We start from the raw sequence: 21,986 nt of genomic DNA, 5'->3' as shown, positions 1-21,986 counted from the left end.
CTGGCATGCAGATTCGGATCGTCCACGGAGCCGCGAGCGCTCCCACCGAGATGTCCTCCTACGACGCCGCGCTCGCGGACGCGAACGTCCACGACTACAACCTCGTCTCCGTCTCCTCGGTGGTCCCCGCCGACGCGAGCGTCGAGGTCGTCGACACCGCACCCGACCTCGGCCCCGTCGGCTACGGGCTGACGGTCGTCCAGGCACGTGCGACGAGCGCCGACGATCCGGTGAGCGCGGCGCTCGCGTGGGTCAGAAGCGAGGAGGGACCGGGCCTGTTCTACGAGGCCGCCGGCGCGGAGTCGCCAGAGCGAGCGCGCGAGCGCGCTGAGCGGGGGCTCGAGGCGGGCAAGGAGCTCCGGGAGTGGACGTTCGGCGAGACCGAATCCGTCGTCCGGGAGGCGACGCCGAGGGAGGACGAGTTCGCGACGGCGGTCGCGCTCGCGGTCTACGGCCGTGGACGGCCGCTCTGGTAACGACGGGGGACGAACCGCCGAACGCCGGTAGCCGACGGGTTTTTGACCGGCGCACCCGTAGCTCGGGTGATTCCTTCATGAACGGAAACACGCCGTACGCCGGCCTCCCCGGAACGACCGACGCCGGACAGCGGGCACTCGACGACGTCCCCGAGCTCACGACGGACCAGCGTCGGACGCTACGGGGCGACCTCGCCGAGATCACTCGGCGCGTGCGGACCTACCTCCCTGACGAGTACGTCGTCGGCGCGGAGGTCAGCCAGGGTTCGGGCGGTCCCGAGGCGACCGTGGCCGTCCAGCCGCCGGCGGGCCACCCGATCAGCGCCGGCTTCCAGCCCGATCTCGAGGGCGAGGAGTACATCACCGAGGAGGACTGTGAGGAGGTCGCCCGCGGGCTGGCGGCGAGCGCCGCCCTCCAGGTGAAGCAGGCCGTCCCGGACGACGTCACGCCGACGGCACGCTGAGGACGCGTCCGTTCTCGGTTCGTCACGACTACTGCGTCGCTCGGTTACGAACGACCCCTTTTGAGGGTGGCAGTTTACTTAAAAACACGCCCTCTCTTCGATGTCAGCTACTCGTGTCCAAACCGTCGATCTTGATCGCTCTGCTCTCGGATCACGTCGATAGTGTATTCGGCACCGGGGACGTTTACGACGAGTGAGAACCCTTCAGCGGAGCAAACGGAGCAGGTCTCGGGTGGGTCATTGTCCATGGAATGAACGACGTGGCAGTTGTCACAGGCCCAAAACGACTGATGCTCCGGCGTGTCCATGACGGATCTACAGTCGTCGGTTGGTTAAGTGTTGAGATGACGGATGTACACCCGATCGCCAATACAGCGTAGATCTCCACCGTCTCTGACCGATCATTCCCCCGATCCGCCGAACCACTCACACGAGGGGTGGTCAAACCGATCGAACCTGCGTCGAAATGGACGCTATCGCCGACGCACTCGTTGCTATCGAACCGCCACACATCCCCGGCCCGAGGAGAACGACGCGGAGACGTCCACCATACCGGGCGGACGTCCACCGCCGACGCTCAAGCGGGGTTCGAGACGCCCCACGTGATGTGGTCCCACGCCCGTTCGTAGACGTAGTACGTCCCGGTCTTCGTCAGGTTCGTCGCGATTCCGATGTTCAGCGCGTCGCCTGCGTCACCGACGATCGTCCACGCGACGATGACGGTGATCAGCAGCATGAACAGACGATAGCAGAGCGTCTTGACGATGGCCCGTCTTCGGGCCTGAAGCGCGGGGCCGGAGAGAACGTCCCGTACCATACGGTCGAATCGGGAAGCGTCGGTATGAAACAACCTGATCCGGGCACATACTTGCCATATCGTAACCGTATTCAGTTACGTACGGCAGGGACTTGGACGGCCCCACGACTGGTCAGTCGAGGACGATCGGACGAGGGAAGTCGCGTTTCGATCCGTCCACGCCGTCGGTCGGATGCCCGTCGAATCCGGCGGCATCGAACGACGACTTGGAGCACCGGATCCGTCGCTACTTCCCCCAGAACGGGTCCCGGCGGCGCTGCTTGTCGAGGTAGATCTGGAGGATCTCCCGTTCGTCGGCCGGGATGTCCTCAGCGAGTTCCTGTTCGAGGATCTTCGCGTGCTTCTCGGGGAGCTCGATCCAGAGCTCGTCGCCCTCCTCGATCTGGCGGCCGACGGTCGGTCCGTCGATGGCGACGCTCACCCGCTTTCCCTGGCGGGCCTCGGAGACGTCCTCGCCCTGCTCCTGGATCCCCTTGATCCGGCCGACCCGGACCGGCTCGTTGCCCTCGAACTTCGCTACCTGGGCGTTGTTCCTGACCGTGCCGCCGAGCACCTCGACGCCGACGACCGCGGGGTCGTTCTGGCGGAAGGTGTGGTCCATCAGCAGCTGGAAGCGTCCCGGTCGGGAGATGTTGTCCAGGATCGTCTCCTGTTGGGCGCGCTGTGAGTCCTCGACGAACTCGTCGTACTCCTCGACGAGCTGGTAGATCACGTCGTCGCGGAAGATCCGGACGTCGCTCTCCTCGGCCCGTCGACTGGCGTCGGCGAGCACGTCGACGTTGAACCCCAGGATCGTCTGATGAATGGGATCGTCGGCGGTGCTGGCGACCGAGACGTCACGAGGGGCGATGTCGCCGACCTCCGCGCGAACGATCGGGATCTCGGCCTCCGCCAGCGCGTTCGCCATCGCCTCCAGGCTGCCCAGCGTGTCGGCCTTGACGACGACGCCCTCCTCCTCGGTGCTCACCTCGACCTCGGCGAGCTCGGCCTCGACCTCGCGGATCACGTCGTCGATCTCGCGGTTTCTCACGACGCGGACGGGTGCGCCCGCCATCGCGTCCTCGAGGTCGGGTGCGGCGATCTTCAGCCCCGCCGCCGCGCCGACCTCGTCGACCCGGTCGAACCGGCTTTCCGCTCGAATCTCGGCGAGCGGGCGGGGCTGGAGCAGCGCGCGCACGTCGGTGACGATCGGGTCATGGGTTCCCCCGACGACGATGGTCTCGTCCTCCCGGACGGTGCCGTCGTAGAGCACGACGTCGACGGTCGCGCCGAACCCCTTCTCGTCTTTCACCTCGAGGACGGTGCCCGCGCCGGGCCCGGAGACGTCGATCTCCATCGCCTCCTTCATGTAGCGCTGGGAGAGGCCCATCAGGACCGTGAGGAGGTCCGGCACGCCCTCGCCGGTCATCGCGCTCACGGGGACGACGCCGACGTTCTTCTGGAAGTCCTGGACGCGCCAGTAGAGGTCGGCCGAGAACCCCTCGTCGGAGAGCTCGCCGATGAGCTCGTAGAGACGCTCGTCGAGCCTCGACCGTGCGCGGTCGCTCTGGGCGTCGTAGGTGTCCTGGATGGGCGAGTTCTCCCGGGGGTTCCATCCCGGGATGGTGTCGATCTTGTTGGCGGCGACGACGAACGGCGTCGAGGAGCGCTCGAGGATGTTGATCGCCTCGACCGTTTGGGGCTGGAAGCCGTCGGTGACGTCGACGACGAGGATGGCGATGTCGGCGAGCGCGCCGCCGCGCGAGCGAAGGGTGGTAAAGGAGTGGTGTCCCGGCGTGTCGATGAACAGCAGGCCGGGGAGGTCGAAGTCGGTCGGGTCGACCAGCTCGCCGGCGACCCGCGAGACGGTGTCGAGCGGGACCGCGGTCGCGCCGATGTGCTGGGTGATCGCCCCCGCCTCGCCCTCGATGACCGCGGAGCCGCGGATCTTGTCCAGTAGGCTGGTCTTCCCGTGGTCGACGTGGCCCAACACGGCGACGATCGGCGTTCTGAGGCTCGTCGACGAGGGGTCCTGTGTTGTATCTGTGTTCGACATCCTACCACCCGAGAAGTCTCTGTTCTACCGGTGCGGGTCGCGGTAGTTAAGTCCATCGTAGACCGCCCGAGCGCCGCGTTCGCGCCCGTGGCGTTTATTAACGTCCGTTGGCATTGCACGGGTATGTCTGAGATACTCGCGGAGAACCTCTCGGGGAAGGCAGTGATGGGTGCCGACGGCACCGAACTCGGGATGCTCTACAACATCACCATGGACATCAAGACGGGCGAGCTCTACGACCTCGTCGTCACCCCGAACGACGATCTCACGTCCGATCAGCTCGGCTTCGACGCCGACGAGGAGGGCCGGCTCCGCATGCCGGTCGAGCGCGTGCAGGCGGTCAAGGACTACATCGTCGTGAAGCGGTAGATGTACGTTCTCGACTCGTCGGCGTTCATCAACGAGTACCACACCACCGAACGGACCGCGACGATCCCGCTCGTCCGCGAGGAGCTCACCGACGAGAGCGCCTACCGGTACGACGCGATGGAGGGATCGGGGATGCACGTCCACATTCCGACCGACGAGACCATCGACACCGTCAAACGCGCCGCGCGCGAGCTCGGCGACCTCGAGGAGCTCTCGCGGACGGACGTCCGGTTGATCGCCGCCGCGTTCGAGCTCGACGGAACGCTCGTCACCGACGACTACGCGATGCAGAACGTCTCGGAGAAGCTCAACGTCGCCGTCGAGGTGATCGCCAGGGAGGGGATCAGCGAGCAGCGCCGATGGACCTTCCAGTGTCAGGGCTGTGGTCGCGAGTTCGACGAGCGCCTCGATCGTTGTGAGATCTGTGGCAGCGAGCTCGCCCGGAAGAACCCGAGCTAATCCTACGCCTGCAGCCGGGATCCGGGCCGTCTCTCGCGCTGTTCGAGACCGATTTCGATGAGCTGCTTCAGAACCTCGCTCTCGGTGAGACCGTACTCCCTCGTGAGGGCGGTGATCTGGGCAGCGGTGCGGTCCTCACAGACGAGGCTGTACCGGCGGGGCATGCGACGTTCTACTACGTCAACCTACATAAAGTTATGTCAGACGCCAGGGACGTCCCCAGTTAGTGCAACGTAGAGCGAGAGGAAGACGATCGCGTTGTACGTCCCGTGGATCAGGATCGGCACGAGGAGGTTTCGCGTCCGGACGTAGGTGACCCCGAGGATCACCGAGAGGCAGAACACCACCACGAGAACGCTCCCCGTCGCCGCCGGGTTCGGGCTGTAGTAGGCGGGGATATGCACCAACGCGAAGATCACGCTGCTCGCGAGGATCGCACCCGCCGTGGAGAACTCCTCCTCGAGGTAGTTCTGGACCACGCCGCGAAAGACCAGCTCCTCGCCGAGCCCGATCGCGAGCCACGCGAGCGGGATCGCCCACAGCAACACCTCCGCGCCGCCCTCGCGTGCGGTGTTCTCGATGCTGTTCTGGGCCGTGGGGACGTTCAGCGCCGAGAAGACGAGTCCGACGGCGATCGCGACGCCGACCAGGGCGACGAGCCCGCCGACGACGTAGAGGAGATCGCGGAGGCCGGGGAGCCGGAGGTCGAAGTAGCCCAGCCCCCGGCCGGTGGACGTGACGAACCAGACCGAGACGAGCACGAGACCCACGCCGAAGAAGAGCGTGCCGACCGCGAACAGCTCGCCGAACGCCAGCGGGACGAACGCGCCGACGAGCAGGATCGCGACCAGCGGCAGCACCGTCCCGACGAACAGTCCCCCGACCCCGAGGGCGCTCCCGACGGCGAGCCGTCGCACGCGTGTCGTCTCCGTCGTCATGGCTCCCGGTTGGAGTCGCCGAGGTATATACCATCGGACGCTCCGATGGGCCGACGATTCGGCCGATCAGTCGATCACCAGCCGGTCCTTCTCCTGGACCGCCCTCGCCTCCTCGGACTCGTCGGCGCCGAGCAGGCCGCGGGCCGCGTTCTTGCCCCACTCGACGGCGGGCTGGGTGAACGTCTCGATTCCGTAGAGCTCGCCGGCCAGCACGGTGGCGGCTTCCATCCCGTACAGCAGTCGGCCGAGCGAGCGTTCGTCGACGCGATCGATCTCGATCCGAACGGAGGGGCGACCCGCGGCGGCGAGGCTCGCCTCCGTCGCCTCGAACTCGGCGTCGAGAACGGTACCCAGATCGTGTTCCGAGAGGTACGAGAGCCCCTCGAGGTCGGTCCCGGGTATCGGCAGTTCGGTGCGCTCGCGCGGGCGGACCAGCGATACCATCGCGTCGCGCGGGCCCGCCCGGTAGAGCTGGAGCTGGGAGTGCTGGTCGGTCGCGCCGAGCGCTCGCGCGGGTAGCTGGCCGAGTCCCTCCTTGCCGAGGCTCTCGGCCCACAGCTGGGCGAACCACTCCGCGAACGTCTCGAGCGACTCGGCGTACGGCATCATCGCGTTGACCCTCCAGCCCCGCTCGGCGAGCGCGTAGCTGGTCGCGCCATAGGCGTAGGCGGGCGACTCGAACAACGACCCCGACAGCGCCTCGGCCCCGCGTGCGGCGCCCTCACACAGCGCCTCGAGGTCGTGGCCCTGCAGGGCGGCGACCGGCAGCGCGATCGACGAGAGCACCGAGAAACGCCCCGGCACCCCGTCGGGCGCGTCGAGCACCGGCAGGTCGTGGCGTTCGGCGAGCCCCCGCAGGTTGCCCTCCGGGCCGGTGGTCACGAGCGTCCGTTCGCTCCAGTCGACCCCCTCGCGTTCCATCGCCTCGCGGACGACAAGGAAGTTCGCGAGCGTCTCGACGGTCGTCCCCGAGCGGGAGACGACGTGGACGACCGTCCGCGAGAGGTCGATCGAGTCGAACAGCCTCGTCACGTGTGCGGGGTCGACGTTGTCGAGCGCGTAGGCGTCGACTGCACTCTCGAGCGCCGCCGAGAGCGTCGCCGCGCCGAGCGAACTGCCGCCGATGCCGACCGTCAGCACCGTTTCGACGTCCGAGAACGGCTCGACCGCCGTCCGGATCGCGTCGAGGTCGACGACGTCGGGGAGGGAAAGCGCTGCGTAGCCGTGTTCCCCGTTCGCCCGTCCGCGTTCGACCCGTTCGTGAGCGTGGGCGACGCGCTCGTCGAGGCGCTCGAGGGCGTCGCGCGAGACGCCGGGGGTCGCCGTCGACTCGAGCGCGTTGCCGATGTCGATCTCCATACGGCGTGGGCGCGGGCTCGGCGCAAAAGGGTTGTGACCGATCGGGCCGCTTATCCTGCCCTCGAACCAACCGTCGACCATGGCAGAGGCCGACGCCGAGGAGCGAACCTACGGGGGGCTGTTCGGCTCGTTTCGCTACTCCTACGTCGCGAGCGAGTCGTCGGTCTACAAGGCGTACGTGTTCGTCAGCGCCGCGCTCGGCATCGGGCTGACGCTGCTGTTCACCCTCGCGCTGATCGGCGTGATCGCCTCCACCCTCGGCGCGAGCGAGACGATCACGCTCATGCGCTCGTTTTTCGTCCTCGTCGCCCTGCTCGTGATCGCGCCGATCTTCGCGCCCGTCCTGCTGGTCGCGCGGCGCCACCGGACGAGACAGGGAGCCGACGCCACCTACGACGCCGCGCTCGCGGTCGGTGGCTACCTCTTCGTCGCGGCGCTGTACCTCGGACTCCTGATCTCGGTGCCGCCCGAACACCAGCAGACGACGACCGGCGGGCTCGCCGTCGTCGTGGAGGCGCTCTACGGCCTTCCGGGAGTGTTGGGGCTGCTCCCGCCCGTGTTCGCGGTCGTCACGATCGCTCTCCTTCACCGGCGGTTTCGGTGAGCGCGGGGCGAGGCGTAATCGACAAGCGGCTCCGCCGTCTCTCGGGGGTATGGAGGAGACGACGGGGACGTTCCTCGTGACGCACGCCGGAGCCGAGGACGCCGTCCTCCGAGACGTCGAGACGGGCCAGATCCACACCCTCGCCGCGAACCCCGACCTGGAGGCGGGCGACGTGATCGAGGGGACGGTGGCCCCCGAGCCACCCATCGAGGCGGCCTGGGAACTCCGGGAGATCGAGGAGCGACGCCAGCTCTCGGTCGAACGGAGCGACGAACCGCCCACGAACCAGGAGCGCGAGATCGCCGCGGACCAGCCCGTCGGCGAGGTGACGCGGACCGACCGCGCGGGGATCGGCGAACTCCACGTCCTCACGGTGCCGCCCGAACGCACGGAGGCGGCGGCCACGGAGGTCCTCGAGGACGAGGAGACGCTCGCGCGGGCGGCCCGCTACGGCGTCGACAGGGTAGAGATCCGCGCCGACGAGGGGATCGTCAGCGTCCGGTATCTCCCGTGACTCACACCAATCCTCACGAACCTCCATGGACTTTCGGTACATATATCCGTTCGGTCGGGAGTATACAGTACACGACATGACTGAGGACGAAGAGGTCTCCGAGACGACGGAGCTCATCCCGGTGACCGAGAAGCGGTGGAACCAGCTCCGGGAGCTGAAGGCCGAGAGCCAGAGCTACGACGAACTGCTCGGTCTCCTCGTCCAGGAGCACAAGCGGCGTCGGCTCACCGGCTCCATCGGTCAGGAACCGAAGCCTGAGGACGGGGAGCCCCGGGTCTTGATCGACGAGTAGACGGTACGGTACTACGCCGTCGGCCCGCCCGCGCTCTGGACGCGCCAGCCGCCCTCGATCCCGCAGGCCTCCCGGACGACGTACTCGATCTCGGTGTCGCGGACCACCTCGGATCCGCCCTCGACCGATTCGATCCGCAGGGGGACGTCGAGGGTGTTGCCACAGCAGCCCACGCCGACGAACTCCTCGCGCTCGTCGCCCGTCTCCACCCTGCCGAGCGTCTTCGTGAGGTAGGCGCGGAACGGCGGTTTCTCCACCTGGAACCGGCCCCAGTCGCTGAGGTCCTCGGGGTAGGAGACGACGATCCGCGTCGCCGCGTTCGCGTCGGTTCGGGCCATACGTTACGAAGGTTCTACGGGGTCAAAAACGCACGCCCCAGCGATGGGAAGGCTTATTCCGAGCCACCCCGCACCGGGGCACATGTTCGATTCCGTAGTACCGGAGGTCGACTATCCCCGGTACTCGAACCGCCAGCTCGCGGCGGTTCCTCTCGCCGTTCTCGCGGTCTCGGTTCTGATCATCGCGGGGACCTGGGCGGTCACCGGCATGCCGGCCAACCCCGGCATCGACTTCACCGGCGGGACGGAGCTCCAGATCCGAAGCGACGCCCCCGAGTCGGAGATCGAGGCGGCCTTCGACCCCGGCCCCGAGTCGGTCCAGCCGATCGCCGCCCAGGGTGACGAGTACATCCTCACCTTCCAGTCGACCGACACGGCCGCCCTCGAGTCCCAGGCCACCGAGGCCGGTTACGAGGTGATCTCGATCTCGAGCACGTCGGCGACGTTCGGCGCCCAGACCCAGTTCCAGGCCGTCATCGGGGTCGCCGTCGCGTTCGTCGGCATGAGCCTGCTCGTCGCGCTGCTGTTTCGCACGTTCGTCCCCTCGATCGCGATCGTGCTCTCGGCGTTCAGCGACATCGTGATCCCGATCGCGCTGATGAACCTCTTCGACATCCAGCTCTCGCTTGGCACGGTCGCCGCCCTGCTGATGCTGATCGGCTACAGCGTCGACTCCGACCTGCTGTTGAACAACCACGTCCTTCGCCGCCACGGCGACTTCTACGAGAGCACCTACCGCGCGACGCGGACGGGGGTGACGATGACGCTGACCTCGATCGTCGCGATGGTGGTCATGACGGCGGTGGCGACGCTCCTCGCGATCCCGCTTCTGCCCGCGATCGGGGTCGTCCTCGTCTTCGGGCTGCTCGCCGACCTGATGAACACCTACATGTTGAACGTGAGCCTGCTGCGCTGGTACAAGTACGAGGGAATCGCCCGATGAACGCGGTCGGCCTCGCGAAGAAACACTGGCGCATCGGTCTGCTGGTCGTGCTGGTTCTCGTCAGCGTTGCGGTGCTGTTCCTTCCGACGTTCGCGCCGGGCGACGCGGCGACCGGCGAGCCGGCCGCCCGGACCGGGCCCACCAACCTCCAGTTCGGCCTCGAGCTCTCGGGCGGGACGCGGGTGCGCGCCCCGCTCGCGGGCCTGACCGCCGAGGGGCTCGACGTCCGGCCCGGCCAGCAGGCCGAGATCGAGTCGACGGTCGCGTCGGAGCTCGGGATCGACGGTCGCGACGTCAACGCCTACCCCGGCGAGCGCGAGGGCGAGGGAACGATCGAGGTCACGACCGACGGGGTGACCGAGGAGGAGTTCCGCGCGGCGCTCGAGGCGGCCGGGTACGACGTCGGCGAGGACACGATCCGCCAGGGGGTGACCGAGGAGACCGTCGACGACGCGGTGGAGGTGCTGGAGGAGAAGCTCCGCGAGTCGCCGTTCGCCGCCGGCAACGTCCAGAAGTCGACGTCGTCGACCGGCGAGCAGTTCGTCGTCGTGGAGGTGCCCGGCCAAGACAGAGAGAGCGTGATCGACCTGATCGAGGACCGCGGCGTCGTCGAGGTGTACGCCACCTACCCCGAGGACGACGGCTACGGACGGACGACGGTGATCGAACAGGAGGACATCCAGTCGGTGGGCCAGCCCGAGGACGAGCCGCCCTACGGCCCGCACGTGAGCATCACGCTCACCGAGGAGGGTGCCGAGGAGTTCTCGGCGACGATGCGCGAGCGAGGATTCACCACCCAGGAGGGGATCTACGCCTGCAACTGGGAGCAGAACCCGGACGAGCCGGGCTACTGTCTGCTCACCGCCGTCGACGGCGAGGTGGTCTACGCGGCGAACATGGGCGAGGACCTCGCGGGCAGCATCGAGTCGGGCGAGTACGAGAACTCCCGGAACTTCGTGATGACGGGCGAGTCGATCGACGACGTCCGCACGCTCCGGGTGAACCTGCTCGCCGGCGCCACGCCCGCACCGCTCGACATCGAGGCCGGCACCCAGTACTACCTCGAGCCCAGCCTCGCGGAGGACTTCAAGCTCTACTCGCTGGTGACGGGACTGATCTCGATGATCGCCGTCGCGGGCGTCGTCGCCGGCCGCTACGGTCGCCCGCGGATCGCCGGCCCGATGATCCTCACGGCCGGCGCCGAGGTCTTCTTGCTCCTGGGATTCGCCGCAGCCGTCGGCTATCCGCTGGATCTGGCGGCGATCGCCGGCTTCATCGCCGTCGTCGGCACCGGCGTCGACGACCTGATCATCATCGCCGACGAGATCCTCCAGGAGGGCGACGTCTCGACGGGACGCGTGTTCGAATCGCGCTTTCGCAAGGCGTTCTGGGTGATCGGTGCGGCCGCGGCGACGACGATCGTCGCCATGTCGCCGCTCGCGTTCATGAGCCTCGGCGATCTCACAGGGTTCGCGCTCTTCACCATCGTCGGCGTGCTGATCGGCGTGCTCGTCACCCGGCCGGCCTACGGCGACGTCCTCCGGGTGCTGTTGACCCGTTCGTGACCGTTCCCGACGGCGAGCGGGCCGCTACCCGCGTGAGCGGACAGAGATCCGATTCCACACGGAACGTGTCGTCTCCGTGACCCCAACGCTTGTTAGGCGCTCACGACTACGTAGGATATGCCAATCGTTGCTGACGTCACCGTTCCATCGTCGACGATCCCGCCCGGCGACGCGCTCGAACGGACGGACACACACGTCGAGTTCACGAGACACGTCCCCGTCGACGGCGACGCCAATCAGTACCTCAGGGTGACGGACACCGACGACCTTGACGCGTTCGAGGCTGCAGTGGCGGACGACGAGCGCGTCGAGGCGTTCATGCCGATCGACCGGGAAGCGAACCAGCCGCTGTACCGCATCGAGTGGACGAGGCCGCCGCCCTGTCCCTCCCTCCTCCGGTCCGACCTCCTGATCGAACGGGCCAGCGGCACGCCCGAGGAGTGGATCTTTCGCATCCGTGCGAGCGACGGCGACGCCCTCCGGGCCGTCCAGCACGACTGCCACGAACTGGGGGTGCACTTCGACGTGCGCCGGCTCGATCGGTCCTCGCCGATGACGGCCTCGGACCGATACGGACTGACCGACGGCCAGCACGAGGCGCTGGTCACCGCCTTCGAGGGAGGGTTCTTCGAGGTGCCCCGGAGGACGAACCTCGTCGAGATCGGCGAGAGGCTCGGCATCTCCGGACAGGCCGCCTCCGAGCGACTGCGTCGTGCCGAACGCAAGATCGTTCGGACGACCGTCTTCGCCGGGGCGGATCCGCTCCAGAACTGAGCCGACCGTTCGCTTCTGCCTTCAGAACTCCGCGAGCGTTCGCTGATCCGCGGCCGCGAGCACGTCCTCGCAGGTCTGCCAGGAGGTCCGCGCGCACGCCGGAAGCTCGCCGTGGTCGGCGACGTAGTCAGCCAGGAACGCCCGCGTCGTCGGATCGCTCGGGTAGCCGCTACCGACGTCGCCGTACTCCGTCGAGAGCGCGTCGATGCGGGCGTCGCGTTCGACCTTCGCGATCACGCTCGCCGCGCTCACGATCGAGCGGTTCTCGTCGGCGCGGTGCTCGGCGACGAGGTCGACGTCGGGGAGCCGTTCGGCGACTCGGCGGGCGAACCGATCGGCGTCGACGTCGCCGGCGTCGCAGATCCCCGCCATCCCCTCCCGGACGACGCCGGCGGCCGCCTCGGCGTGGGCCGCGACGGTCAGCGTGTTCATGTCGGTCTCGGGATCGTCGATCCGCGGGGGCTCGATCGCGCTCACGCCGACGGCGATCCGTTCGTCCCCGCGGATCGCCCGCGCCAGTTCCTCGCGACGGCCCGGCGTGAGCCGCTTCGAGTCGTCGATCCCCTCGGGGAGGACCGACTCGTCGCCGACCACGCTCGCGGCGACCATCGGCCCCAGCACCGGTCCCTTGCCTGCCTCGTCGATCCCGAAGACGGCCATGCCGGTCGCTGGCGCGCACGGGTGAAGTAGATAACGGGACGTCGGTTGGGCGTCGTCCGCTCAACCCGAGCTTCGACCGTCACCCAACGGATCGGAGTCCGCGTCTCGCTCGTCGGGCTTCCCCGCCTCGACGTTGGCCACGAGGCGTCCGAACCCGTCCGAACGACCCACGATGAACTCCATCGTCTCGCTGTCGGGCGTCAGTCCGCGGGATTCGAGGAGAAACGTCGTGATCACGACGGTCTTGACCCACGGTCGGAGTACGCCGAGGTAGATCGCCACCGCCACGCCAGCCACGACGACCCATCCGAGTACCTCGAACGTCGGCGAGAGGCCGCCGAAGACGGCCGCAAGCGGTGTTAACGACAGCAGGAGTGCGAACCCGACCACGTACGTCCCGACGACGATCAGCAGGGTCGATCCCAGTACCGACTTCCAGGTCTTCGCGTAGAGCACCACGCCGTCGCTGGCCGCCCGCCAGTTGTCCTCCTCGTCACTCACGAAGACGTACGCGAGGATCGCCTCGTCGAGGTAGGTGGCCGCGAGCGCGAGCGCCTTCCGGAGCACCGTCAGGACGTGTTCGAGCGCCGGGACGAACCGTACCCAGCGCGACAGCGGGACGGCCGTCCCGTTGAACTGCTTGATCGAGGCCTTGATCAGTTGGTCGACGGCGAACAGCGCGTTGGCCCCCATGAAGTCATCCCTCACCGTGTTCGTTCCGAACGCGATCTGATTCGGCGGCGTCTCGTCGGTCTCGACGACGTGGGCGATGACGGCGATGTGGCCGGCCGCGACCATGTAGAGGACGTACCGCCTCGCAAAGCGCATCGCCGCGAGGAACACGAGGGTGGCGACGAGCAGTCCGATCCCCCCGATCGGACCGGAAACCGTTCCCGCATCGAGTAGCGTCAACACCAGCCAGCCGACGACCCCGAAGTACACCACCGTGACGAGGCCGAACGACGCCCCGACGACCATCCGTAGCGCGACGAACGGGAGCGTCCTGAAGAAGACCCGCGTGGCCCTTCCGAAGTAGAGCGCCACCGGTCACCTCCTGCGGGGAAGACGGATCGCAGGCATCTCTCCGGGCTCGTCCCATCCGCCCGTCTCCATGCACTCCATCTCCGGCGGTTCGATCGGGTCAACGTTCCCCCACGAGTAGAAGTCCACGACGGTATCCTCGGATTCCATCCGGCGCAGGTAGCCGGTCTCGACGCTCACGTAGTAGGTGACGGCGTCGTCGTGTTCCGCGGCCTCGCTCGCCGATAGCTCGAAGACGTACACCTCCTCCCCGTCGATCGTGTCCCGACCGACCGCTTCCAGTTCCGGATGTGCCGCGGCCTCCTCCTCGTGAGCCTCCACGTCGGGCTCGTCGACGTCCTCGCCCTCGGTCCCTTCGAACTCCCCGGAGCGAACGAGGAAACACCCGCCGTCCTGGATGACGTAGGTCTCGTCGTCGATGGAGTAGATCTCCATCACTCCGCCCTCGTCCTCCATTCGCATGTAGCTGTCCTCCCCGTCGACCCGTCCGCTCCACCCCGACGGCTCTCCCGTCTCGAGGCTCCGCATCTCGTAGGCGTACGAGTCGGCGAATCGAGCGCTCTGGCCGAACAGCGCGGTCGTCTCGGCGGCTCCGTCTCCACCCCCTCCGTCTCCACCGTCACCCCCGCTCTCGTCATCGGCCGGATCACCGCTCGCGCCGTCCGAATCGGACTCGGCGCCGAGACAGCCGGCGAGCGCCACGACGCCCGTAGCGGCCATGGCCTGCAGGAGCCGTCGCCGCCCGACCCGCCGCGTCGGCGTGCTCGGCTCGGACACACCGCGTTGTGATCTCGACGACCCGAGTCCCGTTCGGTCGTCCGTCGGTTCCCCGTTGATGTCCGCGTCTGTCGTACTCATCGTATCAGTTCGTCTCCACCGGAACCTTCTCCTCCGGTGAGACGTTCACACGCCGTGAAAACGCTCGAATCGAGCCTCTCACGCTATGAATGTAATGATACCACACCGCAAGCTATAGTCGTTTTGGTGATGTGTCTTTCGGCGGATCGTTCTGGAAACGTATCTCTGCTCTGCCAACGGGTGTGTTCGTGATCAGTTGATCCCGAAGGCTACCATGTCCGTCGCAGGTCGGGCGAGAATAAATGGGTTCGGCCGTTCAGTCGTCGGCGTTCACCGTCGTGCGGACGGTCGGCTCGTCGGCGTCGGCCTCGTCTTCGAGCTCTTCGAGGTCCACTACCTCCTCGTCCTCGCTCTCGACGAACTCTCGGGCTCGTTCGTTCATGTGGTGACACATCGGCGTTCACCCATGCCGTGGTACGGACTGTCACAACTAAGTCGTTTCGGCCGGATCGGAAGCGAGCGCCGAGAGGGGAGACGCGTTCAGCTTCCGTCGACGGCGAGATAGGCGGGGTCGTCGAACGGCTCCGCCTCGCCCTCGACGTCGATCACGTCGAGGGCGGTGACGACGCTCTCGGTACCCAGGAGCCCGGCGAGGCTCGGGCGGGTACGTCCGTCGTCGCCGCTCACCAGCTCCTTCACGTAGAGGCCGCCCTCGCCGTGGACGGTGAGCTCGGCGCGACGCGGCTCGATCAGCTCGCCGTCGGCGTCGTAGACCTCGCGCACGCGGGTGAGGTCCGCGCGGCGGTGATCGACGCGCTGGGGGGTGTCCTGCTCGACGGTCGCGCCGGAGAGCTCCGAGAGGGCCGCCTCGAGCCCCTCGGCGTCGACCGGTTCGACGAACTCGACGTCCATTCTATACGTCTTGCTCGCGTCGAGCCCCTTCACGCGCTCGACCATCTCGTGGGTCGCGAGCCGCAGCCCCTCGACCTCCACGGCGCCCCCGGCGCGCTCGTTGATCTCGGCTTCGAGCGATGCGACATTGGGTTCGCGCTCGCGGGGGCGTTTGACCTCGATGACGAACGGCCGGCCCGAACCGAGCATCCGCGCGTCGACGTCCTCCCTGCCGGCGCCGTGGAAGACGCCCTCCGCGCCGTTCATCGCCTCGACGACCGCAGGAGTCGTGAGCCCCTCGACGCTGCGGTCGTAGCGATAGCCGGTGCCGTCACAGCCCTCGCAGGGCTCCTCGCCGCCGTCCGCCGAGAGCTGCTTGCCGGTGGCGCCACACTCCCGGCAAGGCCACTCGGTCTGGGGGATGTGGCGTTCGAGCTTCCGGTAGCGGCCGTAGACGAACGCGGGGTTGATCTGGACGTCCACCGCGTGGGTCGAGACGTCGCCCGCGTCCCCGCCTTCGAGGGTACAGAGCGCGAGCACGTCGGGGCGCTCGAAGTCCACCTCCGTTCCGGTCATCGCGCCGACGCGTTTTCCGACCTCGCGGTTGCACTCGGACTTGAACGCCTCGCCCGCGTCGACCGGGAGCTCCGCGGACTCCCGGAGGAGGCGCTCGTTCTCCTCGAGCAGCGGCGGCACCCGGGTGCCGACCTGGTAGGTCGAGAACCCGATCCCCTCGAGCGACTCGACGACGCGTTCGGCGAGCGTCTCGAACGTCGCGCTGTGGCCCTCACAGACCCAGCACGCTTCGATCTCGGGCGCCTCGTACGGCTCGTCGTCCTCCAGCGCGAGCGCGGTCCGAAGCGCGGTTCCGCGCTCGTCGTTGGTCAGCCCGAAGCTTCGCTCGGCGAAGACGCGTCCCAGACAACGGTTGCAGACGGGGTCCTGTGCGACGATCCGGCGGGCCTCCTCGAGGACGTCGCCGGTCATCGCCGCTCCTCCGGGTTCGCGTCGAAAGCGCCACGGCGACGGCGTCGTCGCTCGACTCCGATCATACCGAGACCAGGGTTCGGGGGGGTAAGGGTCTGACGTTCGTCGACGGACGTATGGCCCTCGGCCGGCGAGAACGGGCATGCGCCAGTTCATCGTCTCCGGTCACGACGTCCCCACTACGCCCGACTTCTCGCTCTCGGATCTGGCGGGCGGCGCGGGCCGCCTCGACGTGCTATGTCGGTGCGTCTCGTCGGCCTTCTTCCTCTCGCATGCCATCCGCGAGGACGTCCGGACCTACCTCGTGCTCAGCGACGAGTTCACGGTCCGGTTCGAGGGCTCGGAGCTCAGGCGACTCAACCCCGACGAGCGAAGCACCGCGGCGCTGATCCGCAAGGCCCTCGAGGAGCGCGAGGAGGCGATCGGCCATATGGAGGTCGAGACCTCCCCCGGCGTCCACCTCTCGCGGCGCGGCTTCGGCCCGATCCTCGAGGCCGCGAGCGAGTCGGGAACGGTCGTTCAGCTTCACGAGGAGGGCGAGCCTGCCGTCGAGGTCGAGCCGCCAGCGGACCCCGTGTTCGTCCTCTCGGACCACCGGGAGTTCGCCGATGGCGAGGCCGCGCTGCTCGAGTCGCGGGCGGACGAACGGGTGCGAGTGGGCCCGAAACGGCTGCACGCGAACCACGCGATCACGGTCGCGCACAACTGGCTCGACACGGAGGGGTTCGAGCGATACTGACCTTTCGGAACGCTTAAAGACGGCACTCGCCTTGGTTCGGGTGCGGGCCGGTGGGGTAGCTTGGTATCCTTCGGCCTTCGGGTGGCCGTAACCTCAGTTCGAATCTGAGCCGGCCCATTTTCCCGCAATTCTACGCGACGAGCGAAGCGAGGAGCCTGAATTGCGTGGAAAACGCATCCGTGAAGATTCGAGCCAGCGAACCGAGCGGAGCGAGGTTTGTGCTGTTCGAATCTGAGCCGGCCCATTTTCCCGCAATTCTACGCGACGAGCGAAGCGAGGAGCCTGAATTGCGTGGAAAACGCATCCGTGAAGATTCGAGCCAGCGAACCGAGCGGAGCGAGGTTTGTGCTGTTCGAATCTGAGCCGGCCCATTTCTGCCCGCGAGCAACTCCGCGAGCGGGCAGTATGGAAGCCGATCAACGGCGAGGATTCGACGCCCGAAACGCCGACTTCTGGGAACTCGTCCGCTAGAAGGGTTATACCCTTCCGGAACCTCCGACGCTGTACGCATGCCCGAACGACACACCATGAAGGACGTCGACCACTGTCCGCCGTTCGCCGACGAACTCACCTCGGTCTGGCACCGGGGCGGCGAGGGGCGGATCGAGGAGTCCGACGACGGTGCGGAGGCCGCCGAGTCCGACGGACGATTCGATACTCGAAGGATGCCGGCCGACGACTGACGGTTTACGACCGACTAACCCATTTTCGGCGCGGCGCCGCTGCGGTTCGGATCTCGGCGAGGTCGAACCCGGACCGTTCGGTTCGCTCGTAGTACCTCGCTGGAAACTCACGATCACGAGAGTACGCGGAACGCCGACCCTCCACAGGAGCAGTCGCCGTCGGTTCCGATCGGGGAGACCTCTCCGTCCGGCAGGATCCAGACCACGAACGCCGTCTCACACTCCTTGCATCGCGCCGCGGCCTTCGTTCTCGTCTCCCCCACATCGATCGATTCTTGGCGTGGACGTCACCTAAAACGTCCGTGACTCCGCCAGTGACAACGGCGGTGTTACCCCGTCCGAACTCGCGTGAGGATAAGTACGCCGTAAGCGTACCTCTCGTAATGGATCACTCGATCCCTCACTCCGAGAGCGGCCGAGCCGCGAGCGAGGGGCTCTCCGGGGACGCGTTATACGGGATTCTCTCCGACCGCCGTCGTCGGGACGTGCTGTACCACCTGAACGAGAGCGAGGAGCGGGTCGAACTCGCCGATCTCGCGCAGGCGGTCGCGGTCCGGGAGACGGGCTCGGAGGAAGGGGCGGTTTCGGCGACGGATCTCCGACGGGTTCACGTTTCGCTCTATCACGCCCACGTCCCGAAGCTGGCGGCCGCGAACGCCGTGGCGTTCGACCGATCCGAACGAACGGTCGCCCTGACCGAGACCGGACGCGAGGTCGTCGACGAGTTCGAGGGACTCGCCGATCAGGTCGAGTGACCCGACGGGTCGAACCACAACGTTCTACCCGTACCGACGCGATTCGTTCCGTGTTCGATGCCAACCGGAGATGAAGCGGTCCAGCTGCTCGAGGAGCTGGGTTTGACCGAGTACGAGGCGCGCTGTTTCGTCGGGCTGTCGCGGGTCCCGAAGGCCAGTGCGAAGGAGATCAGCGACCTCTCGACGGTGCCCCGTTCCCGGGTCTACGACGCGGTTGAGCGGCTGCACAGACGGGGGCTGGTGGACGTACAGCAGTCCGAGCCGCGTCAGTACCGGGCGCTCTCGAAGGACGCCGCCCTTGAGATCCTTCGCGAGGAGTACGACTCCACGCTGGACGCCGCGGAGGCGGCGCTGGCCGGACTACGACGGTCGGAGCACCTGGAGGAGGAAGGGGCGTGGGCGATCGCGGATCACGACCACGTGACCAACCGGATCGGCAGTCTGATCGAGGATGGGGAGGACGAAGTCTACGTGCTCGTCGTCGACGACGGGTTGCTCGATCGGAAGCTGTACGACTTGCTGTCGGCGGCCGTCGATCGGGAGATGACGGTGATCGTCGAACTGTCGTCCGAGGACGCAAAGCAACGCATCGAGGAGGAGGTGCCTTCGGCGAAGGCGACAGTGACCACGTTGGCGAACGATCCGGCGAAGCTGGAGGGGAAGTGGCTTGGCCGGATCGTGATGGTCGATCGACGGTCGGTGCTGATCAGCGCGCTGACGGACGAGACCCTCCCCGGGCGGAGAACCGAGACCGCCATCTGGGCCAGCGGCCCCGACCACGGGCTGGTCGTCGGTACGCGCCACCTGCTCGGCGCGCGCATCGACGATTCCGATGTCCTCAGTTGAGTCGAGTGGCGTCCCTCGTGTTCCGTCATTACGGCTCGTCGACGGGCCGTCCCGGGTTCGATACGTCGCCCGCCGCCCTCGCCGTCGGTCCGACCCGCGAGGTAGATCAGATCAGGTCAGAGAGTGGACCACCGCGAAGGAGATCCCGGCCAGCGTGATCGCCGCCAGCCCGGTGAGAAGCGGCGTCAGCGCCTCGTCACCGAACGCGCTCGTCCGGAACTCGCGTCCGACACCGTGGGTGCGACCGACACCTCGAATCGCACGGCGTTCGCGATAGGCTCGTCCGACGAGCGGTGCGGGGCCGACGGCCCCGACCGCGAGCACGCTGAAGACGAACCGGTAGGACGAGTCGACCGTCGGTGCGGGCAGCGCCAGCGCGGCCCCCGCGTAGGCGACGCCGAGCGCCGCCCGCCAGCGGACGTGCGTACGGAGCGACCGATGGGTCAGCCGGCAGTAGACGAGCGCGGCCAGCCAGATCGTCGCGAGTTCGACGCCGAACGTTCCCAGCAGGTGCAGCGTCGAGTCCGGACTGAGCAGTACCCGATCGGTGAGGAGGCGTGCGCCGAACGGGTAGAGGAGTCGTGGCGGCTCACCGGTGAAGAGGTCGCCGAACGGGTGGCTCAACAGCCCGAGCAGCGCCGTCGCGAGGACCGTCCGCGGACCGAGACCGCCGAACTCGACTGCGAGCGTCGCCACCGCGAGTCCGGCGAGGACGAACGCCGACATCACCACGAGCCCGAGCGAACCGCTTGCGAGCCCGGCGACCGCGACGAGAGCGACCAGAACGGCGAGCCCCGAGAGCGCGTCGGGACGCGTCCTGAGCGCACCGATCCCCGCACCCTCCCGTTCGAGGCCGCGACTCCAGAGGGCGAACCCGAGGGCGGCGGCGACCCCGACGACCAGCGAGTGGGTCACGATTCGGTGGACGTGGGTGCTCGCACTCCAGAACGCGTTCACGGCGTCGAGCGTCCCGCCGACCCCGGAGAGCAGTCCCACCAACGCGTAGAGCATGTCGACGTCGGGGACGGTCGCGAACGCCCCGGCGGCGAGTCCGATCGACAGCGATCGCTCCGGGGAGCGACCCGTCCAGCGCGCACCGCCCGCGGCGAGCGCGAACGCGAGCAGCGCGTGGCCGACGAACATATCGATCCGAACGTACCCGAGCGAGATAAGCGGCTCGTGCCGGTCCGTTTGCAGCCCGTCCCGCGGACCTGACGGCGTTCCTCGTTCTCCAGTGTGCGGGTGCCATTGAAACGTCGAGAACGATCGTCGCTCAGCGACCGTCGAGACGGGCCGTGAGAACGCCGACGAGGTCGTTGAGGTGTGCGGTTCCCCAGATGGCGACGATCACGGCCCCGAACACGTTGAAGACGAGATCGAGCATCGTGTCCTCGAGGCCGTACTGGGTGAGGACGGAACCGAGCCCGAGCAACGGACCGATCCCCGCGATGGCGAACTCGAGAACCTCCCAGAGGACGCCGAACGCGAGCACGAACAGGAGGATGAAGACGAACATGAACCGAGGCGGAAGGTGAATCTCGTCGGTGTGTAGGTCGAGCGCCCGCGCGGTGGCGTAGCCGACGGCGGCGACGACCGACGCCGACAGCCCGTGGGTCAGGTGATCCCACCACCAGACCGAGCGATACAGGTTGACCGACGAGCCGGGCAGGCCCACCGTGCCGAGCGCGTGGAGGAAGACCGCCGCCGTGATCCAGAGGACGAGTCCGGAATCCATCGTAATCCCGTACTCGCGTTCGAGGATCGGGGGAAGCTGCGTCACCGCGAGCGCCACTCCGGTGTTGACGACGATGCCCGTATCGCCCCGGTCGAGCCCGATGAAGAACATTCCGACGAGCACGACCTCCATGAACCAGGCGAGGTAGCGCCCCCTCCGCGCCGAGAGCCCCAGGCGTTCGCGGACGCTCACGTCGTCCCACCACCCGTCCGCCGCTCGAGGGCCCGTGCACGCCGGCGGAAGTAGCGCTCGAAGACGACGCCGGCCACGATGCCCGCGGCCGTCGAGGCGACGAACTCCCACATCAGCGCCTCCTCGCTCTCGAGAAAGCCGGTGGCGAGGTAGAGGTCGGCGATCCACCGGACGACGGCCCACGCGCCCGCCGTCGCCATCGTCGCGATGACGACGAACGCGACCGCGAAGCCGGACGTCATCCTGACCGGCGTGAACACCTGGAGTTCGACCGCGACGAGCAGCGCGATCGCCGCGACGGAGAGGTAGGTGGCGAACTCGCTGACGCTCCCCGATCCGAACGTCCGCCCGATGAGCGGCAGCGCGGCCAGCGCGAGCACCTCCCACGGCAGCACCGCCCGTGCGTTCCGAAACGCGATCGCGGGAAACAACGCCAGACACGCGACGCCGACCGCGAATCCGGCCCACAGCAGATCGCCACCGATCAGGCTTCCGGCGGCGGCGAGGACGACGAACCCGGTAAGCGTCCAGGCCAACACGACGTTGAGGCGCTCGTTGCCGACGAGCGCGTCGAGTGCGGTGAGGTCCATCCGATCGTACCGTCCACCCGACTAAATCGCCCTTCGCCCCATATAGCTCTCGTTTCGCCGCACCTCCGAACGCCATCCGGGACGGACCGTCCGCGGGTTCCGGGAGGTTTACAACCGTCTGT

The 21,986-nt window shown here is 67.6% G+C and carries 29 protein-coding genes and 1 tRNA gene; 15 read left to right on the top strand and 15 right to left on the bottom strand.

Going from position 1 to position 21,986, the window contains the following annotated elements; translation table 11 throughout:
• Positions 1–5: 5 nt before the first annotated feature.
• Entirely contained in the window at positions 6–476 is a 471-nt protein-coding gene (locus V0Z78_RS05445; RefSeq protein ID WP_336343612.1) for a pyruvoyl-dependent arginine decarboxylase, read from the top strand.
• A gap of 77 nt (positions 477–553) precedes the next feature.
• A complete protein-coding gene (locus V0Z78_RS05440) occupies positions 554–940 on the top strand; it encodes a DUF5811 family protein (protein ID WP_336343611.1) in 387 nt (128 codons plus the stop codon).
• Between the two features lie 577 nt (positions 941–1,517).
• Here the strand turns inward: V0Z78_RS05440 and V0Z78_RS05435 are convergent.
• Together V0Z78_RS05435 and infB are read right to left on the bottom strand one after the other, a co-directional pair.
• Entirely contained in the window at positions 1,518–1,757 is a 240-nt protein-coding gene (locus V0Z78_RS05435) for a DUF2061 domain-containing protein (protein ID WP_336343610.1), read from the bottom strand.
• Positions 1,758–1,983: 226 nt separating this feature from the next.
• Positions 1,984–3,792 carry a translation initiation factor IF-2 gene (gene infB, locus V0Z78_RS05430; RefSeq protein ID WP_336343609.1) on the bottom strand — a complete coding sequence of 603 codons (1,809 nt, stop codon included), beginning with the start codon at positions 3,790–3,792 and terminating at the stop codon, positions 1,984–1,986.
• 123 nt (positions 3,793–3,915) lie between these two features.
• Between infB and V0Z78_RS05425 the strand changes: the two genes are divergently transcribed.
• Both V0Z78_RS05425 and V0Z78_RS05420 read left to right on the top strand, forming a co-directional pair.
• The gene (locus V0Z78_RS05425) at positions 3,916–4,161 is read left to right on the top strand and encodes a PRC-barrel domain-containing protein (RefSeq protein ID WP_336343608.1); all 246 of its coding nucleotides are present in this window, start codon (positions 3,916–3,918) and stop codon (positions 4,159–4,161) included.
• Complete coding sequence (locus tag V0Z78_RS05420; RefSeq protein WP_336343607.1) at positions 4,162–4,620, top strand: NOB1 family endonuclease; 459 nt, start codon at positions 4,162–4,164, stop codon at positions 4,618–4,620.
• Between the two features lie 2 nt (positions 4,621–4,622).
• On the opposite strand, the gene V0Z78_RS05415 is transcribed toward V0Z78_RS05420, so the two are convergent.
• The 3 genes from V0Z78_RS05415 to V0Z78_RS05405 all read right to left on the bottom strand — a co-directional run bounded on the left by V0Z78_RS05415 (position 4,623) and on the right by V0Z78_RS05405 (position 6,917).
• A complete protein-coding gene (locus V0Z78_RS05415) occupies positions 4,623–4,784 on the bottom strand; it encodes a CopG family transcriptional regulator (protein WP_336343606.1) in 162 nt (53 codons plus the stop codon).
• A 36-nt stretch (positions 4,785–4,820) separates the two neighbouring features.
• A complete protein-coding gene (locus V0Z78_RS05410; RefSeq protein WP_336343605.1) occupies positions 4,821–5,558 on the bottom strand; it encodes a CPBP family intramembrane glutamic endopeptidase in 738 nt (245 codons plus the stop codon).
• Between the two features lie 66 nt (positions 5,559–5,624).
• A complete protein-coding gene (locus tag V0Z78_RS05405) occupies positions 5,625–6,917 on the bottom strand; it encodes a glucose-6-phosphate isomerase (protein ID WP_336343604.1) in 1,293 nt (430 codons plus the stop codon).
• A 79-nt stretch (positions 6,918–6,996) separates the two neighbouring features.
• Between V0Z78_RS05405 and V0Z78_RS05400 the strand changes: the two genes are divergently transcribed.
• From V0Z78_RS05400 to V0Z78_RS05390, 3 genes are all read left to right on the top strand, one after another.
• A complete protein-coding gene (locus V0Z78_RS05400) occupies positions 6,997–7,521 on the top strand; it encodes a hypothetical protein (RefSeq protein ID WP_336343603.1) in 525 nt (174 codons plus the stop codon).
• 49 nt (positions 7,522–7,570) lie between these two features.
• Positions 7,571–8,035: a DUF5812 family protein gene (locus V0Z78_RS05395; protein ID WP_336343602.1), complete on the top strand. Its 465-nt coding sequence runs from the start codon at positions 7,571–7,573 to the stop codon at positions 8,033–8,035.
• 76 nt (positions 8,036–8,111) lie between these two features.
• Positions 8,112–8,327, top strand: a complete 216-nt coding sequence (locus V0Z78_RS05390; protein ID WP_336343601.1) for a hypothetical protein — start codon at positions 8,112–8,114, stop codon at positions 8,325–8,327.
• Positions 8,328–8,338: 11 nt separating this feature from the next.
• Here the strand turns inward: V0Z78_RS05390 and V0Z78_RS05385 are convergent, their stop codons facing one another.
• Positions 8,339–8,665 (bottom strand): hypothetical protein, encoded by a 327-nt coding sequence (locus V0Z78_RS05385; protein ID WP_336343600.1) that lies wholly within the window; start codon positions 8,663–8,665, stop codon positions 8,339–8,341.
• A gap of 82 nt (positions 8,666–8,747) precedes the next feature.
• On the opposite strand from V0Z78_RS05385, the gene secF reads away from it, so the two are divergent.
• The 3 genes from secF (at position 8,748) to V0Z78_RS05370 (ending at position 11,947) form a co-directional block, all read left to right on the top strand.
• Positions 8,748–9,608, top strand: coding sequence for a protein translocase subunit SecF (secF, locus tag V0Z78_RS05380; RefSeq protein WP_336343599.1), 861 nt, complete (start codon positions 8,748–8,750; stop codon positions 9,606–9,608).
• Complete coding sequence (locus V0Z78_RS05375) at positions 9,605–11,173, top strand: preprotein translocase subunit SecD (protein ID WP_336343598.1); 1,569 nt, start codon at positions 9,605–9,607, stop codon at positions 11,171–11,173. The genes secF and V0Z78_RS05375 overlap by 4 nt, the downstream gene beginning before the upstream one ends.
• 117 nt (positions 11,174–11,290) lie before the next feature.
• On the top strand, positions 11,291–11,947 hold the full coding sequence (locus tag V0Z78_RS05370; RefSeq protein WP_336343597.1) for a helix-turn-helix domain-containing protein: 657 nt from the start codon (positions 11,291–11,293) through the stop codon (positions 11,945–11,947).
• Between the two features lie 21 nt (positions 11,948–11,968).
• Here V0Z78_RS05370 and rnhB read toward each other — a convergent pair whose 3' ends face one another.
• The 5 genes from rnhB to V0Z78_RS05345 all read right to left on the bottom strand — a co-directional run bounded on the left by rnhB (position 11,969) and on the right by V0Z78_RS05345 (position 16,324).
• Positions 11,969–12,607, bottom strand: coding sequence for a ribonuclease HII (rnhB, locus tag V0Z78_RS05365; RefSeq protein WP_336343596.1), 639 nt, complete (start codon positions 12,605–12,607; stop codon positions 11,969–11,971).
• A gap of 60 nt (positions 12,608–12,667) precedes the next feature.
• Complete coding sequence (locus V0Z78_RS05360) at positions 12,668–13,651, bottom strand: hypothetical protein (protein WP_336343595.1); 984 nt, start codon at positions 13,649–13,651, stop codon at positions 12,668–12,670.
• A 3-nt stretch (positions 13,652–13,654) separates the two neighbouring features.
• A complete protein-coding gene (locus V0Z78_RS05355; RefSeq protein ID WP_336343594.1) occupies positions 13,655–14,506 on the bottom strand; it encodes a hypothetical protein in 852 nt (283 codons plus the stop codon).
• 256 nt (positions 14,507–14,762) lie between these two features.
• Positions 14,763–14,888, bottom strand: a complete 126-nt coding sequence (locus tag V0Z78_RS05350; RefSeq protein WP_336343593.1) for a hypothetical protein — start codon at positions 14,886–14,888, stop codon at positions 14,763–14,765.
• A 98-nt stretch (positions 14,889–14,986) separates the two neighbouring features.
• On the bottom strand, positions 14,987–16,324 hold the full coding sequence (locus V0Z78_RS05345) for a tRNA pseudouridine(54/55) synthase Pus10 (RefSeq protein WP_336343592.1): 1,338 nt from the start codon (positions 16,322–16,324) through the stop codon (positions 14,987–14,989).
• A gap of 142 nt (positions 16,325–16,466) precedes the next feature.
• On the opposite strand from V0Z78_RS05345, the gene trmY reads away from it, so the two are divergent.
• The 3 genes from trmY (at position 16,467) to V0Z78_RS05330 (ending at position 17,746) form a co-directional block, all read left to right on the top strand.
• On the top strand, positions 16,467–17,063 hold the full coding sequence (trmY, locus tag V0Z78_RS05340) for a tRNA (pseudouridine(54)-N(1))-methyltransferase TrmY (RefSeq protein WP_336343591.1): 597 nt from the start codon (positions 16,467–16,469) through the stop codon (positions 17,061–17,063).
• Between the two features lie 44 nt (positions 17,064–17,107).
• A tRNA-Pro gene (locus tag V0Z78_RS05335) sits at positions 17,108–17,180 on the top strand.
• A 392-nt stretch (positions 17,181–17,572) separates the two neighbouring features.
• Positions 17,573–17,746, top strand: coding sequence for a hypothetical protein (locus tag V0Z78_RS05330; protein ID WP_336343590.1), 174 nt, complete (start codon positions 17,573–17,575; stop codon positions 17,744–17,746).
• A 113-nt stretch (positions 17,747–17,859) separates the two neighbouring features.
• On the opposite strand, the gene V0Z78_RS05325 is transcribed toward V0Z78_RS05330, so the two are convergent.
• Positions 17,860–18,009: a hypothetical protein gene (locus tag V0Z78_RS05325; protein ID WP_336343589.1), complete on the bottom strand. Its 150-nt coding sequence runs from the start codon at positions 18,007–18,009 to the stop codon at positions 17,860–17,862.
• 120 nt (positions 18,010–18,129) lie between these two features.
• Here V0Z78_RS05325 and V0Z78_RS05320 point away from each other — a divergent pair, with 120 nt between their 5' ends.
• Positions 18,130–18,501 (top strand): DUF7344 domain-containing protein, encoded by a 372-nt coding sequence (locus V0Z78_RS05320; protein ID WP_336343588.1) that lies wholly within the window; start codon positions 18,130–18,132, stop codon positions 18,499–18,501.
• 57 nt (positions 18,502–18,558) lie between these two features.
• Positions 18,559–19,347 carry a TrmB family transcriptional regulator gene (locus tag V0Z78_RS05315; RefSeq protein WP_336343587.1) on the top strand — a complete coding sequence of 263 codons (789 nt, stop codon included), beginning with the start codon at positions 18,559–18,561 and terminating at the stop codon, positions 19,345–19,347.
• 111 nt (positions 19,348–19,458) lie between these two features.
• Here V0Z78_RS05315 and V0Z78_RS05310 read toward each other — a convergent pair whose 3' ends face one another.
• From V0Z78_RS05310 to V0Z78_RS05300, 3 genes are all read right to left on the bottom strand, one after another.
• Positions 19,459–20,490 carry a metal-dependent hydrolase gene (locus V0Z78_RS05310; protein ID WP_336343586.1) on the bottom strand — a complete coding sequence of 344 codons (1,032 nt, stop codon included), beginning with the start codon at positions 20,488–20,490 and terminating at the stop codon, positions 19,459–19,461.
• A gap of 130 nt (positions 20,491–20,620) precedes the next feature.
• Entirely contained in the window at positions 20,621–21,274 is a 654-nt protein-coding gene (locus V0Z78_RS05305; RefSeq protein WP_336343585.1) for a hypothetical protein, read from the bottom strand.
• Positions 21,271–21,864, bottom strand: a complete 594-nt coding sequence (locus tag V0Z78_RS05300; RefSeq protein ID WP_336343584.1) for a hypothetical protein — start codon at positions 21,862–21,864, stop codon at positions 21,271–21,273. Before V0Z78_RS05300 ends, V0Z78_RS05305 begins: the two co-directional genes overlap by 4 nt.
• Between the last annotated feature and the right edge of the window lie 122 nt (positions 21,865–21,986).

It is taken from the genome of Halalkalicoccus sp. CG83 (assembly GCF_037081715.1).
In the GTDB taxonomy this organism is placed as follows: domain Archaea; phylum Halobacteriota; class Halobacteria; order Halobacteriales; family Halalkalicoccaceae; genus Halalkalicoccus; species Halalkalicoccus ordinarius.
The sequence above is the reverse complement of the archived record's forward strand: the minus strand, read 5'-3'. Positions and strand labels throughout refer to the sequence as shown.

Bases quoted from the DNA above. Each gene is read 5' to 3' on its own strand.
- V0Z78_RS05445 (WP_336343612.1), top strand. From the start codon at position 6: ATGCAGATTCGGATCGTCCACGGAGCCGCGAGCGCTCCCACCGAGATG.
- V0Z78_RS05440 (WP_336343611.1), top strand. From the start codon at position 554: ATGAACGGAAACACGCCGTACGCCGGCCTCCCCGGAACGACCGACGCC.
- V0Z78_RS05435 (WP_336343610.1), bottom strand. From the start codon at position 1,757: ATGGTACGGGACGTTCTCTCCGGCCCCGCGCTTCAGGCCCGAAGACGG.
- infB (WP_336343609.1), bottom strand. From the start codon at position 3,792: ATGTCGAACACAGATACAACACAGGACCCCTCGTCGACGAGCCTCAGA.
- V0Z78_RS05425 (WP_336343608.1), top strand. From the start codon at position 3,916: ATGTCTGAGATACTCGCGGAGAACCTCTCGGGGAAGGCAGTGATGGGT.
- V0Z78_RS05420 (WP_336343607.1), top strand. From the start codon at position 4,162: ATGTACGTTCTCGACTCGTCGGCGTTCATCAACGAGTACCACACCACC.
- V0Z78_RS05415 (WP_336343606.1), bottom strand. From the start codon at position 4,784: ATGCCCCGCCGGTACAGCCTCGTCTGTGAGGACCGCACCGCTGCCCAG.
- V0Z78_RS05410 (WP_336343605.1), bottom strand. From the start codon at position 5,558: ATGACGACGGAGACGACACGCGTGCGACGGCTCGCCGTCGGGAGCGCC.
- V0Z78_RS05405 (WP_336343604.1), bottom strand. From the start codon at position 6,917: ATGGAGATCGACATCGGCAACGCGCTCGAGTCGACGGCGACCCCCGGC.
- V0Z78_RS05400 (WP_336343603.1), top strand. From the start codon at position 6,997: ATGGCAGAGGCCGACGCCGAGGAGCGAACCTACGGGGGGCTGTTCGGC.
- V0Z78_RS05395 (WP_336343602.1), top strand. From the start codon at position 7,571: ATGGAGGAGACGACGGGGACGTTCCTCGTGACGCACGCCGGAGCCGAG.
- V0Z78_RS05390 (WP_336343601.1), top strand. From the start codon at position 8,112: ATGACTGAGGACGAAGAGGTCTCCGAGACGACGGAGCTCATCCCGGTG.
- V0Z78_RS05385 (WP_336343600.1), bottom strand. From the start codon at position 8,665: ATGGCCCGAACCGACGCGAACGCGGCGACGCGGATCGTCGTCTCCTAC.
- secF (WP_336343599.1), top strand. From the start codon at position 8,748: ATGTTCGATTCCGTAGTACCGGAGGTCGACTATCCCCGGTACTCGAAC.
- V0Z78_RS05375 (WP_336343598.1), top strand. From the start codon at position 9,605: ATGAACGCGGTCGGCCTCGCGAAGAAACACTGGCGCATCGGTCTGCTG.
- V0Z78_RS05370 (WP_336343597.1), top strand. From the start codon at position 11,291: ATGCCAATCGTTGCTGACGTCACCGTTCCATCGTCGACGATCCCGCCC.
- rnhB (WP_336343596.1), bottom strand. From the start codon at position 12,607: ATGGCCGTCTTCGGGATCGACGAGGCAGGCAAGGGACCGGTGCTGGGG.
- V0Z78_RS05355 (WP_336343594.1), bottom strand. From the start codon at position 14,506: ATGAGTACGACAGACGCGGACATCAACGGGGAACCGACGGACGACCGA.
- V0Z78_RS05350 (WP_336343593.1), bottom strand. From the start codon at position 14,888: ATGAACGAACGAGCCCGAGAGTTCGTCGAGAGCGAGGACGAGGAGGTA.
- V0Z78_RS05345 (WP_336343592.1), bottom strand. From the start codon at position 16,324: ATGACCGGCGACGTCCTCGAGGAGGCCCGCCGGATCGTCGCACAGGAC.
- trmY (WP_336343591.1), top strand. From the start codon at position 16,467: ATGCGCCAGTTCATCGTCTCCGGTCACGACGTCCCCACTACGCCCGAC.
- V0Z78_RS05330 (WP_336343590.1), top strand. From the start codon at position 17,573: ATGCCCGAACGACACACCATGAAGGACGTCGACCACTGTCCGCCGTTC.
- V0Z78_RS05320 (WP_336343588.1), top strand. From the start codon at position 18,130: ATGGATCACTCGATCCCTCACTCCGAGAGCGGCCGAGCCGCGAGCGAG.
- V0Z78_RS05315 (WP_336343587.1), top strand. From the start codon at position 18,559: ATGCCAACCGGAGATGAAGCGGTCCAGCTGCTCGAGGAGCTGGGTTTG.
- V0Z78_RS05310 (WP_336343586.1), bottom strand. From the start codon at position 20,490: ATGTTCGTCGGCCACGCGCTGCTCGCGTTCGCGCTCGCCGCGGGCGGT.
- V0Z78_RS05300 (WP_336343584.1), bottom strand. From the start codon at position 21,864: ATGGACCTCACCGCACTCGACGCGCTCGTCGGCAACGAGCGCCTCAAC.